We start from the raw sequence: 18531 nt of genomic DNA, 5'->3' as shown, positions 1-18531 counted from the left end.
ATGAAGAAGCTCCTAATAATTGCTGCAGCACTGAGTCTTGCTGCTTGTTCAAAAGTAAGCATGGAAAATTACGAAAAAATTAAAATTGGTATGGACAAAACAGAAGTTGAAGCACTTTTAGGCAGTGCTGATAACTGTGTAGAAAAAACATTACATACTAGCTGTACTTGGGGTGATGACGCTAAAAACATCGAAATTACCCTGGTATCAGACAAAGTAACGCTTTACAGCAAAAAAGGGCTAACGGATAAATAAGGACAACAAAGGAATAACGTATGTTATTCCTCTTTTTTTGCATCGCTGGTGTAAATAAGCTCTATGTTGACTATTTTACTGCGGTTTAAAGTGATTTTGTAACGCTGATAGAGCGTTTTATCCGGTTCGGTTAGAACCAATACCATGTTTAACTGATAGCGCCTTTCTACTCCCTGTTTAGAAATTTTATTGTTTTCTAAATGATAGAGCTTCCCTTCCCCTTTTTTTAAATAACGTGCAAACGGCGCAAGATTAAATTGCAGCGTTTGCTGCAAGCTATCGTAGCCTGGCAAAAATTCTTTAGCACTTACCCGGGTTTCACTAGCAAAATGCAGCCATTGCGCCGCCTGTTTGTTTTGCTGACGACGCTTAGAAAAAATTTTCCTCACTTCTTTGGGGATTTTTTTAAACCGGGTGTACTCTAACCAAATAAACTGACTCGCCACTTTATCTTTTGTGATACTGTTTTTAAAAATAAAGCGCCATTTTGGCCGCCCTCGCACAATAGCACGCCAAATAATACGGGTAATATCTTCTTTAAATATTTCTCTCAGCCCGTAAATAACCCCTAAAATTAGAATTAATGAAGCGGTTATTTCAGTAAAGGTAGAACGCGCATTTAAAATAACCACCATCACAAAAGCCATTATAACAGCTGTTACAGAGCCTTTTACCAACCGCTTTAAATAGCTATTAAGATAGCGTGTTTGGCGCTGTAAAATCACTCCATGCTCTATTAAACGCTGGAGTAAACGCATCTTATTAGTAATTCTGTTGGCGTCTTTAAGTGTTGAGTCAGAATTATATTGCTGCTCTGCTCGATACTCACTCTCTGACTTACAAAAGTTTAATAAGTCGTTTCGTTCTTTAGCGTGATCGCTACTACGCGGGCCTTCATCAAGTAGCTTTAAAAAAGTTTGTTCAATTTGCCAGCTTAGGTAGTTATCAGCATTAGTATAAAACGGGATCAGCTTTTCGTTATCTGGGGTGTAACGTCTGAGTTTTCTAAGTAGGCTTTGGCTTTGTTCACAGAGCTCCATGGCTCGTTGATAAAACTCATCGCTTTCTTGAATTTTTAACGCATCTTTAATATCGGCATCAATTGCTAGACGCACTTGATAACAATATAAATTTAAATTTTGTCGGTAATCTTGCTGCTCACCTTTGTTTTTACTCACAAAGCGGCTTCGTACCAATGGAAGATGAATGTTATTCGCGTTATAGGCTACAAAAGATTTAAATTGGTTATTAAAGTAAGACTCTTCGCTGAGTGTTTGCGCGTTAATACCCATTTCGTTTGGGATAGAAAAATAAAGATCGAGACGCTGCTCTGCACGCGGTGATAGTTGCGGTTCAATAACAAACGATAAATTTTCGTCTTGCTTTAACAATGATGCCTCCTTTGGTTATCTACCTGAGTTTACGTGCCTCTTTAATTTTGTTCAACAAAAAAGGCCTAGTAAAAACTAGACCTTTTAGTAGTTCTAATGAATTAAAATTAGAACTTAACGTTTACGCCAGCGAATAAACGACGACCTAACGTATCAAACGTGTACGGGTCAGTGTTTGAATCGTTATTACCTGAGTAATACGGTGGCTCTTTATCAAATAAGTTATTAACACCTGCAGACAATGTCACTGTATCATTAATTAAGTAAGATCCACTAATGTCATGGTACACAACTGAAGGCGTTGAAGGTGCATAACATGTCTCACCATCAATACATGCGAAGCTATCTAGGCCAGCAATGTAGCGTGCTTCATAAGTTGCATCCCAGTTATCTCCTTTAACTGTTAAGTTAAAGTTTGATTTGATATCTGCGTAACTACCAGCTCCACCCGTAATGTAACCAGCGTAATCTACAACAGCACCCGTATCAACAACGTATTCATCTAAATATGTTGTATCAAGGCCAGCTCTCCAGCTTAAGCCTAATGCATCAAATGAATACTTCAGATTTAAGTCAATGCCAGATGTTTTTTCAGAACCAATATTACGAAGCTGATTATTGAAAACAATGCGACCATCAGCTTGTAAAATTGCACCTGTGCTTGCACAAAGTTCGTTTGAACTGCTGTTTGAATTACCAATACATTGATCAACAACGAATTGGTTGTTGTATGTTGAAATAGCATTTTCGATTTCAATGTCGTAGTAATCTACGGTCATTGAGAAACCTTCAAACCATTGTGGTTCGTACACCACACCAAACGTTAAAGTATCAGCTTCTTCTGGTGTTAGATTTTGATTACCGCCCACAGTTACTTCTGCCTGGCTATCAGCACCTGGGTATTTTACTTGCTCATAAGATGGCGCATTACCTGAGTAAAGCTCATCTACCGTTGGAGCACGGAATGCGGTTGAACGTACGCCACGGAACATCAATTCATCATTTGCTTTCCAAGTAAAACCAAGTTTCCATGTTTCATCAGAACCAAAAGTGCTGTAATCAAACGCGCGGATTGCCGCACTTAATTCAACATATTCTGCAAATGGAAGCTCAGATAGTAAGGGTAATGCAAACTCAACATAAGCCTCATTCACATCAAACCCACCACTTGTTGGATCTACACGTGGATCGTTACCTAGACCTTGAGCAGCAATTGAATCAGGATTATACCATGCCTTTTCTTGGCGACGCTCTACACCCGCTGCAAATGCAGCATAACCTGCAGGTAGCTCAAACATTTCACCAGATAATGAAGCTGCCAAAATAAATAACTGGCTTCCACCTGAGTTTTGCTCTGTGTATATATAATCTTGAATGTTTTCTTGTGACCAAGATGCCTCATTTAAAGGCTTAAATGTACCTGCAGCTAAGTCTTCTGTGATTGCAGAAACGTTGTGCAGATTACTCATTTTATCAACAGAATCATTGCGACCAAAGTTTGCTGATGCATCCCATGAATAATCACCAATAATACCTTCAGCACCCACAACAACACGAACAGTATCAACTGTTTGCGATAAGTCACGAGTACCACTTTCAGCCATACGACGACGGTAGCTTATTTCATCACCATAGGCGTAATTAGTCGGTGTTGTAACGTAATTATCATTAGCATCTTTTACAAATGCACCGTTAACGACTTGTCGCTTATCATAAGTTTGTGACAGTAAGCTGTCACCCATATCTTCGGTATATTTAAAGCCAAAGTTGATAGGCTGTGGTGCTAACTTTTGCTCTGACCAGCGCTTAGTATAGGTAAACTCGCTGAAAAGCATTGTGTCATCATTTAGTTCATAATTACCTAAACCTGTGATGTTTAAGCGTTCCATAGGTGTGTATAGGTAGCTTTTAGACGCATAGTTGTATGCATCGTTTTCATCGGTATAGCGGTGTAAGTTACCGCCAAGGCCACTTAAACCAGCATCGTCAGCAACACCCTGCTTCTCGATTTCACCTTTATCGTTGATGATATTAGCTGTATTAACATTGTAAATATGGCCGCCTTCGCTGAATGAAGAACCGCCACAGAAAAGTCCATTTTCGCCTTCAAATAAAGGACATGATGAGAAACCACGATCACCTTGACTTGCTTCACCACGATCAGTGTATTGAATACCAAAAACCATATTACCTTTGTCAAATGTTGTACCTAAGGTAAAGTCGATTGATGTTTCTGACGCATCATGTTTTGAAGTCATGGCTGTGTTGACGTTTAAATCTAAACCTTCAAAGTCATTTTTAAGGATAATATTTACAACACCCGCTACAGCATCTGTGCCGTATACAGCAGAAGCACCGTCTTTAAGTACTTCAATTTGTTTGATCATTGATACTGGAATAGTATTTAAATCAACCGTTGAAGCCGCACCAGTACCTGAATTGATCATACGACGACCATTAACAAGTACTAAAGTACGCTGTGAACCTAAACCACGTAAATCTATAGATGCACCACCGCCAGAGCCATTATTAACGCCAGGGTTTGTCATTGCACCACCCGTAGCCGTCATTTGTTGTAATACGCTATCTACAGATGTTGCACCTGATGCTTTAATTTCATCGGCACCGATAAGTGTAACTGGGCTAGCAGTTTCCATATCTGAACGCTTAATACGAGAACCCGTTACTTGAATTTTTTCAATTGACTTTGCTGCTTCGTCTGCAGCTAAAACCTGAACACTTGAGAACATTGGGATCGCTGCAATTACAGCTAAACCAAGAGTTGATTTTTTCATGGATGAACCCTACTTGTTGAAAATTTACCTAAATTGGTAATGCTCACTTTTATGAGAATTTTGAGTGAGCGGGAGCAACTTAGGCGCCTTTAACTGAATGAAAACTTAACGAGCGATCACTATGCAATCAATGAAAATTAAGACGTCCCACGAAAGGAACAAAGGTTACAGTATGTTTCATTGTTAATTAATAAAAACAGTTAAAAATCATAAACTAAAGACCAAGCAATCACATAAAAAACACAGCTGAAATCAAATGAGTAGAGTTTGTAATCAAATGTAATTATTACAATAATGTGCCCTAAACAGGAAAATTAACATGTTAATCACAGCTCGTTATTAAAACGGTAAAACTAGGTGTTAATTCCTAACCATATTTATGCAAGTAGATTGTTTATTTAGTCTGAATTTTTTTGTTATAAGTTTTAATCATGCAAATTTTATGTGTATTGAAGGTTTAAGACGGGCTGCCAATTAAACTAAAAACGGCTATCAAAGTGGGTCCATTAGATAAATCTACATATAAATGATATAGGTGCTTTATTGCACGTATGAGCACAATTGAATAAGTAAGCCAAGCAGAGCTTAAGTTATAAACTTGGAAGGTAAATGGGTATATAAAAGCTTTATTAAGAATGGTTATTTTATCAGATGTACTTTAATTACAAATAACTATTAAATGTGAGGCATTTGGCTTTGCCGCTATAATTTTACGGGAATGGCGCAGTTAAAAACCACGCCTGAGTAGAAAGCCTTTAATAGGTAACGTTAAAAAAATATTCAACATTTTCACTTATGCCAGTGTTTGTATCGACAGTAGTAAGAATAAGCTTCCACACCATGTTTTTTTCTGAGCAAATCCCTACCATAGTATTAGCTACCCAAACGCTGCCCTGATTTTTAAATTGTACGGGAATGTAACCCATATACATGCTAACGCCTTCTAATTTAGCTGCAGTTATTGTTACACCAGTCGGTAACTGAGTGTAAATTGAAAACGGTGTCTCTGGTGATAGGGTTTCTTCGCTTAGCCAAACTTTAACTTGATTTGGAAAAATACACGGGTTGTTATTTTTACACTCTGTTTGTGATTGATTTACTTTTGGTGTTGATGTTGATCCAGAAAAGTCACAACCTAGTAAGAATAGTAGAAAAGAAAGTAAACATACTCTATATATATACATGCAGGTTCTCAAAGTATCTAATGTATTAGCCCAACATTTGGGCACGTTGGTTGATTATCGGCTTTAATGGGCAAGTAAGGTACAAATCACCTCAAAAAATAGACAGCAAGTTAATAAAGTTTGATTGATGTCATATTATTACGCAATTGACCTATCTTTTTAAGGCCAAAAAATTTATCATTTCAACCGCAAAAAAAACAAGTATTTCTTGAGATTATTATCTTTAACAACCACATATTGTGGGTTTTAGATAGTATACTTTGGAATAATAGTAGGTCCTACTTTTACAAGTAGGTAATTCATTTCTAAACGCATTTATTGCAGCGGAAGCCAGAAAATGAGCCAAACAGTAGCATCACAAACTGAGTACAATTATAAAGTTGTACGCCAATTCGCTATTATGACAGTGATTTGGGGCATCGTTGGCATGGGTATTGGGGTTCTGATAGCTGCCCAATTAGCTTGGCCAGCTCTTAACTTTGACACACCATGGTTAACTTACTCTCGACTTCGTCCGTTACACACGAACGCAGTAATTTTCGCATTTGGTACAAGTGCACTTTTTGCGACGTCTTACTACGTCGTACAACGTACATGTCAAACGCGCCTTCTTTCAGACAAATTAGCCGCCTTTACCTTTTGGGGTTGGCAGTTAGTTATTGTTCTAGCAGCAATTACTCTACCTATGGGTATTTCAAGTTCTAAAGAGTATGCAGAACTTGAGTGGCCAATCGATATCTTAATTGCTGTTGTTTGGGTAACTTACGCTATTGTATTTATGGGCACTATTGCAAAACGCAAAGTAGCGCATATTTATGTAGCTAACTGGTTCTATGCTGGTTTCATTATTACCGTTGCTGTTCTACATATTGTTAACAGCATGGCAGTCCCAGTCTCATTGACTAAATCATATTCAATCTATGCAGGTGCCGTAGATGCAATGGTTCAGTGGTGGTATGGCCACAACGCAGTAGGCTTCCTTCTAACTGCGGGTTTCTTGGGTATGATGTATTACTTTGTACCAAAGCAAGCGGGTCGCCCTGTTTATTCATACCGTTTGTCGGTTGTTCACTTTTGGGCACTTATCTCTCTTTACATTTGGGCAGGTCCTCACCACCTTCACTACACTGCGCTTCCTGATTGGACGCAAAGCTTAGGTATGGTGATGTCTATTATCTTATTCGTACCGTCTTGGGGTGGTATGATCAACGGTATTATGACGCTCTCAGGTGCATGGCATAAGCTACGTACTGACCCTGTTTTACGTTTCTTAGTGGTTTCATTGTCTTTCTACGGTATGTCGACGTTTGAAGGCCCGATGATGGCAATTAAATCTGTTAATGCGTTATCGCACTACACAGATTGGACTGTAGGTCACGTTCACTCAGGTGCATTAGGTTGGGTTGCGATGATTTCTATCGGTGCTATTTACCACCTTATCCCTGCGTTATTCTCGCAAGGTCGTATGTACAGCATTAAATTAATCAATACACACTTCTGGTTACACACAGTGGGTGTTGTTTTATACATTGTTGCAATGTGGATTTCAGGTGTAATGCAAGGTCTAATGTGGCGTGCAGTTAACTCTGACGGTACATTAATGTACAGCTTTGTACAGTCGTTAGAAGCCTCTCATCCTTTCTATGTTATGCGTTTCTTAGGCGGTGTATTCATCGTTACAGGTATGCTGGTTATGGCTTATAACGTTTATCGTACAGTTTCAGCGAAAAATAACTCGTTAGAACTTGATGAACAAGCGCAGTTAGCATAACGGAGTTAGATAATGAGCAATAAAAATTCACAAAACAAACACGAAATTATCGAGAAAAACATTGGCCTCATGGCCATCTTGACTGTTTTCGCAATCAGCTTCGGTGCATTAGTAGAAATTACGCCGCTAATGTTCCAAGACGATACAACCAAGCCAGTGGATGGGTTACGCCCGTTAAACGCACTAGAGTTTGAAGGTCGCGACATTTATGTACGTGAAGGTTGTGCTAACTGTCACTCTCAAATGATCCGTCCATTTCGTGATGAAGTTGAGCGTTACGGTCACTACTCTGTAGCAGGCGAGTCAGTATGGGATCACCCTTTCCTTTGGGGTTCTAAACGTACTGGCCCTGACTTAGCACGAGTAGGTAAACGTTACTCAGATGATTGGCATTATGCGCACTTAATGGATCCACGTGCCGTGGTTCCTGAGTCTAATATGCCAGGTTTCCCTTGGTTAGCAGAGAACACGCTTGATACAAGTCTGACTCTGAAAAAACTACAAATTTTCCGTGACACGTTTGCTATTAATCCAGAAAACCCAAAACACCCGGGTCTAGGTTATGGCAGTGACGAGGAATTAATCGCTGACATTGCTAAGGTTGATGCAATGAATGACGGTAAAGGTGCAACAGAAATGCAAGCCCTTATCGCTTATTTGCAACAACTTGGCACACATTTGAAGTAGATTATTATGGACTACGGGACATACAGAGGCATTTTGACTCTGGTAATTTTAGTATTATTTATTGTGATTGTTGGATGGGCATATAGCAAGCGTAGTAAAAGTCGTTTTAAAGACGCTGCTAATGTCATATTTGAAGATGAAAAAAAACACAACAATACACTCTCTAACGAGGAAAAGGGGTCTGAGAAATGACTAGCTTTTGGAGTATATGGGTTATTGTATTAACCCTTGCATGCTTAATCATTATCTTTGGTCTACTAGTTTGGAACTTAAAAAACTATGTAGGTGTAAAAGAAGGTGAAAGCTGTGGACATGAGTTTGACGGCATTCAAGAATTAAACAATCCACTACCGAAATGGTGGACTTACATGTTCTTCGCAACGTTTGTGTGGTCTGTTTATTACTTAGCAGCCTACCCAGGTTTAGGTAATTGGGAAGGTTTAGCAAAATGGACAAGCTCAAACCAAGGTATTACCTCTTTAACTGAATCGAAAGAAGCAGTCATTGAAGCGAAAGAAGATGGCCGTTTTGTAAAGCTAGATGCTGAATACCGCGCTGCTGAAGAACGTTTTGGTCCTATTTTTAATGAATTGGCTCAAATACCTGTTCTAGATTTAGTAGAGTCTAAATTTGCTGGTGATGCAGCACAGCAAGTTGCGCTAGAAAACGGCACTAAACATGAGCAAACTCAAGGTCAACTCGCAGTTGAAATTGGTCAACGTTTGTTCTCACAAAACTGTGCACAATGTCATGGCTCTGATGCTCGTGGTGGTACTGGCTTCCCTAACCTTACTGACAACGATTGGTTGTACGGTGGTTCTCCTGACAAGATCAGAGAAACATTACTTTTAGGTCGTGTTGCAGCAATGCCACCTTGGGGTGATGCATTAGGTGAGCAAGGCGTGAAAGAAATGACGGCTTACGTACTTAGCCTATCTGGTCGTACTGTTAACCAAAAAGATGCCGATGCAGGTAAAGCAAAATTTGCTATGTGTGCTGCGTGTCATGGTCCAGATGGTAAAGGTTCAGTTGCCCATAACCTACCGTTTGGTGCACCAAACTTAACTGATAACATTTGGTTATACGGTGGCTCTCAACGCGCTGTTGAAGAAACACTTAACCATGGCCGTGCTGGTGTAATGCCTGCATGGAAAGAGATTTTAGGCGAAGATAAAATTCACCTTTTAACTGCTTACGTTTACAGCTTATCGCAAGATAAATAACGATAAAGTTAACAAAACGTTTCAGTTTTAATCTTTTTATTTCAGTAGATTAATTCAGATCAAAAAAGCCTCCACTCGGAGGCTTTTTTTTAGTCTTTTCATTCTATTTATTATAATATAGCCGCACATCAATTAATTTTAGAGCGACTATGCAACCGACTCCGTGGTATAAAAATTTTTGGCCTTGGTTTTTAATCTTCTTTCCTTTAGCTGCAATTATTGGCTGCATTAGTTTATTTATTACAGCCATTGGTAACGGCCCAGATATGGTTGTAGATGATTACTATAAAAAAGGCAAAGCAATCAACTTAGAACTCGTTAAGTTTGATAAAGCAAAAGCGCTGTATTTACATGGCGACCTAAATGTATCAGATGAGCGTGTAAGCTTTAAATTTACCAAAGGCGATACCAGTAATATACACGCATTAAGATTGTCGTTTTTTCACCGTACTATAAAAGCGCACGATTTTGAGGCCACCCTCACCCCAAATGCTAATCAAGAGTTCACTGCATTATTAGAAAGCTATACACCAGGCGCATATTCGGTGTTTATTGAACCCGTTGATAATAGTTGGAAAATGAAAGAAAACGTTAGTTTACCAACCACCGCCACCGTTTTAGTGACTCCTAACTATAAGTAGTATTTAGTATGTCTAAAAATTGCTTTCATTGTCTTGAAAGTGTGCCTGCTGGATTTAGCGCACATGTTGTTATAGACAATACCGCTGAGCCAATGTGTTGCATTGGCTGCCAAGCTGTTGCACAAAATATCATTGACCAAGGGATGACCGACTACTACAAATATCGCACTGTTAGTGCCGGTAAAGTAGAGCAACTCGTCCCTGAACAACTCGCTTTTATTAAAAGCTATGACAATGAAGATATTCAAGATGAGTTTATCAGTACGCATAACGACAACTCTGAGGTGCTTCTCAGTGTTGAGGGCATTACCTGCGCCGCCTGTGCCTGGCTTATTGAAAAGCAATTACTTAACCTTAAATCGGTAAAGCGCGTTGATGTAAACACCTCAACTAATCGCGCTATGATCCAATGGGATAAAAGCGCATCCCCTTTAAGTGAGCTAATCACCTCACTGGCTGAAATAGGTTACAAAGCCTATCCATTCCAATCAGATGTAGAAGCCCAGCAAAAACAACAAACAGCTAAAGCCTATATTCGCCGCCTCGGCGTGGCAGGCTTAATGACCATGCAAGTGATGATGTTTGCCTTTGCTATGTACTTTGGCATGTTCTCTGGGATGGACAGCAACTTTGAACAGTACTTTAGATGGATCAGCTTGATCCTTGCAACGCCCGTTATTTTGTACAGCGCCCTGCCCTTTTTAAGTAATGCAATTAACGGCTTAAAAGCAAAACAACTGAATATGGATTTACCGGTATCATTGGCGATTTTTGGTGCCTATGGTGCAAGCTGTTACGCCACGGTAATGGAAGTCGGTGAAGTTTACTTTGAATCTATTTGTATGTTTACCTTTTTACTCTTATTAGGTAAATACTTAGAATTTAGAGCGCGCTTAAAGGCCAGTGAATTTACAGCCAACTTACAAAAGCTACTGCCACTGACAGCCCGTACACTCGATGAAAACGGCAAAGAGCACATAATTGCCGCTAAAAAGCTCAAGCTTAACGATATCGTTTTAATAAAAGCAGGCGAAACTATCCCTGCCGATGGCATCTTAGTCAAAGGTAGCACCAGTGTTGATGAGTCTATGATGACTGGTGAACATCAGCCAGTACGAAAGTATATTGATCATAACGTGTATGCGGGCACGGTTAATCATGATGGTATTATTGAAATAAAAATCAATAAGCTGGGCCAAAATACCCTGCTTAATCAAATTATTCGCCTGCAACATAATGCCCTAACAAAACGCCCACGGTTAGTAGAAATTACCGACAAAGTCGCGCAGTGGTTTGTTGCCGTATTACTGGTATTTGCCTCTCTAACCGCCATTGGCTGGTATCAAATTGACCCTGATGTCGCTTTTTGGATCACTATATCGGTGTTAGTGGCCACTTGCCCGTGCGCATTGAGTTTAGCTATTCCAACCGCGTTAACGTGTGCTGTGGCTACCTTAACTCGTAAAGGAATATTAATTAAGCAAGCACATGTGCTCGAAACACTCTCAAAGCTTACTTTAGTTGCTTTTGATAAAACCGGTACGCTTACGCAAGGTAAATTTAGCCTCGATGTTGTTGACATACTTGATGATAACTACAGCAAAGAGCAAATTCTTGATATTGCAGCACAGCTTGAGAGCTATTCTGAGCACCCTATTGCTAGTGCCTTTAAAGAGTTTAAAGGTCAGCGTAAATTTGACGATGTACAGCTCCATCCAGGGGTTGGGATCAGCGCTAAATACGAAAACACGCACTACGCCATTGGTAAAAGTGCCTGGTTTGATACCAAAAAAACCAATGCGCAAGCTACCCTTTACATAAACAAGCAACCCGTTGCACGCTTTTACTTTGTTGATAAAGTAAAAACAGATGCCGATAAACTCATTAACTCGTTAAAGGCTGCCAATCTAAGTTGTCATATGCTAACAGGTGACGCCTCAGATGCCGGTGCCAAGGTGGCAAAAAAATTAAAGCTTGATTCAGTACAAGCCAGTTGTAGTCCAAAAGATAAACAAGACGCCGTTGATCATTGGTCAACTCAAGGTGAAGTTGTTGCTATGGTTGGCGATGGCGTAAACGACAGCCCAGTCTTTGCCAGCGCCCACTTATCAATCGCCATGGAAACAGGAGCTGATATCTCTAAAAACAGTGCCGATGTTGTGCTGCTTAACAGTGATTTAGCCTCTATTGATCATTTGTTGACGATTGCTAAGCAAACACGGCGTATAATTAAGCAAAACCTAGCGCTTTCTTTATTATATAATGGCTCTATATTACCGCTTGCTGCTATGGGTTTAGTTGCGCCTTGGATGGCGGTAATTGGTATGTCTGCCAGCTCTATTATTGTGATATGTAATTCACTAAGGCTATTAAAGTTATGAGCATAATTTATATTTTAGTTCCTATCGCTATCTTGTTTGTACTAATTGCCATTGGCGTGTTTTTTTGGGCAGTAAAAGGCGAGCAATTCTCTGATTTAAACAAGCAAGGCCACAGTATTTTGTTTGAAGACGATAAAGAGCAACATAATAAAAGTAATGATTGACCCGATTTTTGTTAGTGCTTTTTTAATGGGGTTGATTGGCAGTGGCCATTGCATTGCTATGTGCGGCGGCATTGCCAGCTCATTACAGTTAGCCAGTAACAAGCGCCAAACTTGGTTATATTCTCTAGCCTATAATATCGGCAGAGCGCTAAGTTATATGCTGGCTGGTGCCCTAGTCGCCGGTATTAGTAGTCAATTTGCCACACAAAACTCGGCCTTTGCGCTGTTTTTATCATTTTTAGCGGGCGTGTTTATGTTACTGGTCGGCGTTTATATCATGCGCTTAGCCGCGACATTACAATGGCTCGAAAAACTTGGCAAAACCCTCATTTGGCAGCACTTAATTAAACTTAATAAATATTTAATGCCCATTGATTCCCCATTAAAAGCGCTTGGTTATGGCGCACTATGGGGCTGGTTACCGTGCGGCTTAGTATATTCTGCGCTCACATGGGCGATGACCAGTGGCACTGCCATAAATGGTGCTCTGGTTATGCTGGCATTTGCCCTAGGGACGTTCCCTGCCATGATCACCTTAGGTGTGGCTGCACAAAAGCTCAATACGCTTTTTAATCACCCTTGGACGCGAATAATATTAGGCAGTGTTATCATTTGGTATGGTATCTACCTTCTGATCATTGCAACAGACAAGCTAGTGCATTAACATTGGTAAATGTTGTGCATAGAAATTTAACGGATTGAACTTATGGATTTTTCTCAAAGTCGTGCTAAAGGTAATTGTGCCATTAGCTGTAATAACTGCAGTATTAGCCAGTTATGTTTACCATTTTCTTTAAATGGCCAAGAAATGGATAAACTTGATGAGATCATTGAGCGAAAAAAACCATTACACAAGGGTGACTACTTATTTGAATCGGGCGCACCTTTAAATGCAATTTATGCAGTTCGTTCGGGGTCGTTTAAATCGTATACCTTGTCAGAGCAAGGCGATGAGCAAATTACAGGCTTTCATTTAGCGGGTGACCTTGTTGGCTTTGACGCCATCAATAAAATGCAACATCAAAGTTTTTCTCAAGCACTAGAAACCTCAATGGTATGTGAAATTCCCTTTGAAACTCTTGACGAACTAGCCGGTAAACTGCCTAAATTGCGCCAACAAATAATGCGTTTAATGAGCAGTGAAATAACCTACGATCAGGAAATGCTGTTATTACTGAATAAAAAATCAGCAGAAGAACGTCTTGCTAGCTTTATTTATAACTTATCAGAGCGTTTTGGTGAGCGTGGTTTTTCACGTAAAGAATTTAGATTTACCATGACCCGCGGCGAAATTGGTAACTACTTAGGTTTAACAGTAGAAACTATCAGCCGTTTATTAAGCCGTTTTCAAAAAGCCGACTTAATTAAAGTAGAAGGTAAATTTATTACTATTTTAGATAATGACGCTTTAGCCAAAACTGCTGCGATTGTTAAGCCTCGTTAATAATCATTTCTCATTTTAAAATTAATCCTACCCTGAATTGGAGCGTAATTATTGCAATTATGCTCTATCTCTACTAACACTTTGAGTAGAGGTATTAACCATTCACTTTTAAGAGTCGATGAATGAATTGTCTGGCTCATTTTTTAATATAAAAGCAACTACGTCCTATTAAACTCTTACATAGAAGGACAATCTTATGCCTAAATCTTTATTTCTATTTATCGCTCTTTCTTTAAGTATTTTATTTAGTAGCCAAGCATCGAGCTCAATGATCCCCGATGACGGCATTGATGACTCAGAAGCACTAAAAGACTTGATTTTAAACACTGCAGAAAATTCTGAGCTTAAAATAGACAAGCCAGGAGTTTATGACATCTGCTCAGCTATTATTGTTAGAAATCTTAACAATATTGTTATTACAGCTAATACTGGCGTTATACTAAAAAAGTGTGACCAATTTGAAGGAGAGTATATTTTATCCTTTTATAATTCACGCTTCATAGAAATTAATGGTTTTATTTTTAGAGGGTTAACCACAGACAAAATTAATTATGTTTGGGGTGAGCAAGGTATCCTTTTTGCCGGCTCCGAAGATATTTCAATTAAATATAATCAATTTTTTGATTTTGGCGATGCGGCTATAAGAGCAACATCTTCACACTTATCATCCCATGATACGAATATCAATTCTTTCAGAATTGATATTCGTAATAATTACTTTGAAAATGTCACACAAGTAACAACTACTCACCCGTGGAATAATAACTATGGAGGTACGCATGATATTACAGTTGAAGATAATATTTTTGAGGGATTGAAGGGATCATTGAAATTTGCCACGGTTAAACCTGTATCAAAGGCTCTAGTAAGATATAACACTTTCAAAAACACCAAAGGCACCGCTATAGAAATTACTTATTACTCTAACGTAAAAATTATTGCTAATACCTTCATAGACAGTGATAAGTTTATCCTCAATGCTTACCCTAACAAACCAAAAAGTGTGACCGAGCCTTTTAATTGGGGAAGTATTTATTTTACTCACAACACAGTTTTACGTTCTAAGGGAGGCATTAGAATACAGTCAGATGTAACCGGCGAGCTAATAGATGACAAATACGTAAGAGGCATTTATATCAATAACAATCACTTTATTGACGTTGATATGACTGTTTATCCTGAAAAGAAATATTGGTATCTTATTAACTTATTCAGTAGAGGTGGAAAGAGTTATCTGTTTTCTACCATTAAAGATAATGTTTATAACTTACTACCTGAAGTGGGCTTTGTGAAAAAAACGAGTGGATTCACTGTAGAAGACAACACTTTAATAAAACCTGAGAATAATTAAATTTTTATAAAGCCGTACATGCTTTTATCCAAGATAAAGAGTTTTAAAATTAGAGAAACTTTATTTCTTGATATAGAACAAGAATATTAGTGCTACCCCTTTAACTGTTGTGTATTTGCGTTACACTCAAGGTATAACTGTTAAGTGAATGGAGTAGCACAATGGAAACGATTAAACGTATTATCGCGGTTATTGACCCAACTAAAGACGATCAAAATGCCCTCGCGCGTTCAATAGATTTAGCCAAAAAATCAGGGGCTAGCATTACCGCCTTTATGACGGTGTACGATTTCTCTTACGAAATGACTACTATGCTCTCTGGTGATGAACGTGAAGCAATGCGTAAAGCGGTGTTAAAAGATCGCGAATTATGGTTAAAAGATCTTGTCTCTCCTTATCAAAACATTAATATTAATACCCAAGTCATTTGGCATAACCGCCCTTACGAAGCCATTATTAATACCGTTATTAATGATAAATATGACCTAGTGATCAAAGGTACTCATCAGCATGGTGCGCTTAAAGCAGTTATTTTCACGCCAACAGACTGGCACTTAGTCAGAAAATGCCCAACCCCTGTATTATTTGTAAAAGATATGGCGTGGCCAGCACATGGGAATATTTTAGCGGCTGTTAATGCAGTCAGTGAAAATGATCAGCACCTGTCACTGAATAAACGCATAATTAAAGATGCACAATTTTTAAGTGAACTGGCTAATGCTAAACTTAACTTAGTCAATGCATACCCTGCTACACCGGTTAATATAGCAATAGAGATCCCTGAGTTTAACCCAGGGTTATATAACGAATCAGTTAAAAAACATCATATTGAATCAACCAATGAACTCGCTAATGAGTTTAAACTAACCTCTGATCAATGCTTTATTGAAGAGGGATTGCCAGAAGATGTGATACCGGATGTTGCAAAACGCTTAAACAGCGAATTAGTGGTTATTGGCACGGTCGGACGGACTGGCTTAAGCGCTGCCTTAGTAGGCAACACTGCTGAACATGTTATTGACAGCCTTGATTGTGATGTACTTGCACTTAAACCTGATGGGTACGTAAGCCCGCTTGCAGAAAGTTAGCGTTTGCAGTAGCTCCCATATTACATATGGCATATAATACGCCCCTTTATTTTTAGCAATTAATTTTGCCGTACTATTTACAAGGGGGCGTAGTGTCTCATTCTGCTCAAGCCAAAGCTCAATACAACTTAAATAAGCTTCAAAAGCGTTTACGCCGCCTCACAGGTCAAGCTGTCATGGACTTTAACATGATTGAAGAAGGTGACCGTATTATGGTGTGCTTATCGGGTGGCAAAGACAGTTACACTATGCTCGACATGTTGCAACATTTACAACGTGTTGCACCTATCAAGTTTGATTTATTTGCAGTAAATCTCGACCAAAAACAACCTGGTTTTCCTGAGCATGTGCTTCCTGAGTATCTTGATAATTTAAATATTGAATACAAAATTGTAGAAGAAGATACCTACAGTATTGTTACTGATATTATTCCTGAGGGTAAAACAACCTGCTCGCTTTGCTCTCGCTTGCGCCGTGGTATTTTATATCGCACGGCTAAAGAGTTAGGTGCGACTAAAATTGCACTGGGTCATCACCGCGATGATATGATAGAAACCTTGTTTTTAAATATGTTTTATGGCGGAAAACTAAAAAGTATGCCGGCTAAACTAATGAGCGATAACGGTGAGCATATGGTTATTCGCCCACTGGCATATTGTAAAGAAGCCGATATAAGCAAATATGCGTTCAGCCAAGGCTACCCTATTATTCCGTGTAATTTATGTGGCTCACAAGAAAACTTACAGCGTAAACACACTAAAAATATGCTGGAGCAATGGAATAAAGAGCACCCGGGCCGTATAGAGAGTATTTTCACCGCCATGCAAAACGTTGTGCCTTCACACTTAGCTGATAATCAATTATTTGATTTTACCAACTTGCAAACGGGTGACGTTATTGATGGGGGCGATATCGCGCTCGATAAACCAGATATTCCAAAAGCGCCAGTTAATAATGAACAAGATGAAACAAACCAAGCCGACGTGGTTACCATTAATTTAAGCTAATTTTTAAGGGTTTGCAGTAATGCAAACCCTTCACTTTGTTCTATGCTGCTACTGACCAGCAGCTAATCCTTGTAAAAACTCTAAACTCTGCACTTCTTGTTTGTTTGCCTGATAAGGCAACTGCTGTAAGCTGTCGTAAGCAAAATCTTCAATAGTAAACTCGCTAATTTCACTTTCACCAAAACTGTTAAGCTCACCTGGGCTTGGCGACATACGTTCAATAACAAAGTCCCTCAACCGTAAGTCATTCGTTTGCTTGGGCAAAACAGACCAATGCGCTTTAAAGTCAATTTGCTGACTGCCCTCATTTAAACGTGCTTTAGCAACTAAATGTGCCAATGGCGAGGTGCCACTGTATAAGTTAGCTCTTAAACGGTATAAGCCACTTTTTATAACTGTTAAATTAGCAGGCACTATCATATTATCATTACGTGGATACGCGTTATCAAAGCTAGTTAGCGTTGCACTAGGCGGCATATAGTGTATTTGTGCCACCACAGGAACTATTTTACCCGCGATATCTGCTTCAACTAATAATTGTAAATTACGTGGATAGTCTTCTTCACCTTTAAATATCATTGCCAGCTCATTTTGACGAGCCACACCGCTTTGCGTTTTTAGCGACTTTTTGGTGTCTGTATTACTGAGTGTCACTACCGCCTTACCTAAATTTGGGGCGCTTACGGTTAGCTCTATAGCTTGTGGATACACATACCGATATTGAGACAAGCTCACTGTTAACTCCCCTCCTTGCTCACCCACTGGGCTGCTAACAGGAAAGAACTGATTTGGCTTAAGTCTGTCCTCATCATATACCGTTAATGGTTGTGAATAAGGCGGAAACGCCAAACTTTTCTGATACTGATCAGCAACCACAGAGGCGGCTTTGGCTAAGTCTTCATCAAATGCTGACTGAGTTACTGAGCTGGTTTTTGTTGTTACCTTTGTCACAGGTTGGCTTAGCGTGCGCTGCTGAGCAGGAGGTGTCGATATCGGCTTTTTATCATTAAGAGGGGCTTGTTTTAGGGGGTAACTTGCATGACCCTCATCAATTAAAAACCACATAATTAGGCCCAAGCTGATAGCAAAGCCAATCACGTAGGACTTTTTCATCGGTTAGTTATCCTATATAAAACGTGTAGTACGTAT

17 protein-coding genes are annotated in these 18531 nt (G+C 39.3%); 13 read left to right on the top strand and 4 right to left on the bottom strand.

The annotated features are described in order from the left end of the window. Window positions 1-255 carry a hypothetical protein gene (locus ABZP26_RS06715; protein WP_013464674.1) on the top strand — a complete coding sequence of 85 codons (255 nt, stop codon included), beginning with the start codon at window positions 1-3 and terminating at the stop codon, window positions 253-255. Window positions 256-278: 23 nt separating this feature from the next. Here ABZP26_RS06715 and ABZP26_RS06710 read toward each other — a convergent pair whose 3' ends face one another. The 3 genes from ABZP26_RS06710 to ABZP26_RS06700 all read right to left on the bottom strand — a co-directional run bounded on the left by ABZP26_RS06710 (window position 279) and on the right by ABZP26_RS06700 (window position 5625). Continuing rightward, entirely contained in the window at window positions 279-1646 is a 1368-nt protein-coding gene (locus tag ABZP26_RS06710; RefSeq protein ID WP_013464673.1) for a hypothetical protein, read from the bottom strand. A gap of 107 nt (window positions 1647-1753) precedes the next feature. After that, window positions 1754-4441: a TonB-dependent receptor gene (locus ABZP26_RS06705; RefSeq protein ID WP_013464672.1), complete on the bottom strand. Its 2688-nt coding sequence runs from the start codon at window positions 4439-4441 to the stop codon at window positions 1754-1756. Window positions 4442-5196: 755 nt separating this feature from the next. Then, window positions 5197-5625: a hypothetical protein gene (locus ABZP26_RS06700; protein ID WP_013464671.1), complete on the bottom strand. Its 429-nt coding sequence runs from the start codon at window positions 5623-5625 to the stop codon at window positions 5197-5199. 337 nt (window positions 5626-5962) lie between these two features. Between ABZP26_RS06700 and ccoN the strand changes: the two genes are divergently transcribed. From ccoN to ttcA, 12 genes are all read left to right on the top strand, one after another. Continuing rightward, window positions 5963-7396: a cytochrome-c oxidase, cbb3-type subunit I gene (gene ccoN, locus ABZP26_RS06695; RefSeq protein ID WP_013464670.1), complete on the top strand. Its 1434-nt coding sequence runs from the start codon at window positions 5963-5965 to the stop codon at window positions 7394-7396. A 12-nt stretch (window positions 7397-7408) separates the two neighbouring features. After that, complete coding sequence (gene ccoO / locus ABZP26_RS06690; RefSeq protein WP_013464669.1) at window positions 7409-8083, top strand: cytochrome-c oxidase, cbb3-type subunit II; 675 nt, start codon at window positions 7409-7411, stop codon at window positions 8081-8083. A 6-nt stretch (window positions 8084-8089) separates the two neighbouring features. Next, a complete protein-coding gene (locus ABZP26_RS06685) occupies window positions 8090-8275 on the top strand; it encodes a cbb3-type cytochrome c oxidase subunit 3 (RefSeq protein ID WP_010389598.1) in 186 nt (61 codons plus the stop codon). Then, window positions 8272-9306 carry a cytochrome-c oxidase, cbb3-type subunit III gene (ccoP, locus tag ABZP26_RS06680; protein ID WP_013464668.1) on the top strand — a complete coding sequence of 345 codons (1035 nt, stop codon included), beginning with the start codon at window positions 8272-8274 and terminating at the stop codon, window positions 9304-9306. The genes ABZP26_RS06685 and ccoP overlap by 4 nt, the downstream gene beginning before the upstream one ends. 149 nt (window positions 9307-9455) lie before the next feature. Next, the gene (locus ABZP26_RS06675) at window positions 9456-9947 is read left to right on the top strand and encodes a FixH family protein (RefSeq protein WP_013464667.1); all 492 of its coding nucleotides are present in this window, start codon (window positions 9456-9458) and stop codon (window positions 9945-9947) included. Between the two features lie 8 nt (window positions 9948-9955). Further along, window positions 9956-12328, top strand: coding sequence for a heavy metal translocating P-type ATPase (locus ABZP26_RS06670; RefSeq protein WP_013464666.1), 2373 nt, complete (start codon window positions 9956-9958; stop codon window positions 12326-12328). After that, a complete protein-coding gene (gene ccoS / locus ABZP26_RS06665) occupies window positions 12325-12492 on the top strand; it encodes a cbb3-type cytochrome oxidase assembly protein CcoS (RefSeq protein ID WP_008109812.1) in 168 nt (55 codons plus the stop codon). Before ABZP26_RS06670 ends, ccoS begins: the two co-directional genes overlap by 4 nt. Then, window positions 12485-13156: a sulfite exporter TauE/SafE family protein gene (locus ABZP26_RS06660; RefSeq protein ID WP_013464665.1), complete on the top strand. Its 672-nt coding sequence runs from the start codon at window positions 12485-12487 to the stop codon at window positions 13154-13156. Before ccoS ends, ABZP26_RS06660 begins: the two co-directional genes overlap by 8 nt. A gap of 42 nt (window positions 13157-13198) precedes the next feature. Beyond that, a complete protein-coding gene (locus ABZP26_RS06655; protein ID WP_013464664.1) occupies window positions 13199-13936 on the top strand; it encodes an FNR family transcription factor in 738 nt (245 codons plus the stop codon). A 196-nt stretch (window positions 13937-14132) separates the two neighbouring features. Beyond that, window positions 14133-15287: a right-handed parallel beta-helix repeat-containing protein gene (locus ABZP26_RS06650; protein ID WP_013464663.1), complete on the top strand. Its 1155-nt coding sequence runs from the start codon at window positions 14133-14135 to the stop codon at window positions 15285-15287. A 161-nt stretch (window positions 15288-15448) separates the two neighbouring features. After that, window positions 15449-16375: a universal stress protein UspE gene (gene uspE, locus ABZP26_RS06645; protein WP_013464662.1), complete on the top strand. Its 927-nt coding sequence runs from the start codon at window positions 15449-15451 to the stop codon at window positions 16373-16375. Window positions 16376-16467: 92 nt separating this feature from the next. Continuing rightward, window positions 16468-17382, top strand: a complete 915-nt coding sequence (ttcA, locus tag ABZP26_RS06640) for a tRNA 2-thiocytidine(32) synthetase TtcA (protein ID WP_013464661.1) — start codon at window positions 16468-16470, stop codon at window positions 17380-17382. 48 nt (window positions 17383-17430) lie between these two features. Here the strand turns inward: ttcA and ABZP26_RS06635 are convergent, their stop codons facing one another. Continuing rightward, the gene (locus ABZP26_RS06635) at window positions 17431-18495 is read right to left on the bottom strand and encodes a hypothetical protein (RefSeq protein WP_013464660.1); all 1065 of its coding nucleotides are present in this window, start codon (window positions 18493-18495) and stop codon (window positions 17431-17433) included. Between the last annotated feature and the right edge of the window lie 36 nt (window positions 18496-18531).

The organism is Pseudoalteromonas sp. SD03 (assembly GCF_040937955.1).
GTDB classification, from domain to species: domain Bacteria; phylum Pseudomonadota; class Gammaproteobacteria; order Enterobacterales; family Alteromonadaceae; genus Pseudoalteromonas; species Pseudoalteromonas tetraodonis.
The sequence above is the reverse complement of the archived record's forward strand: the minus strand, read 5'-3'. Positions and strand labels throughout refer to the sequence as shown.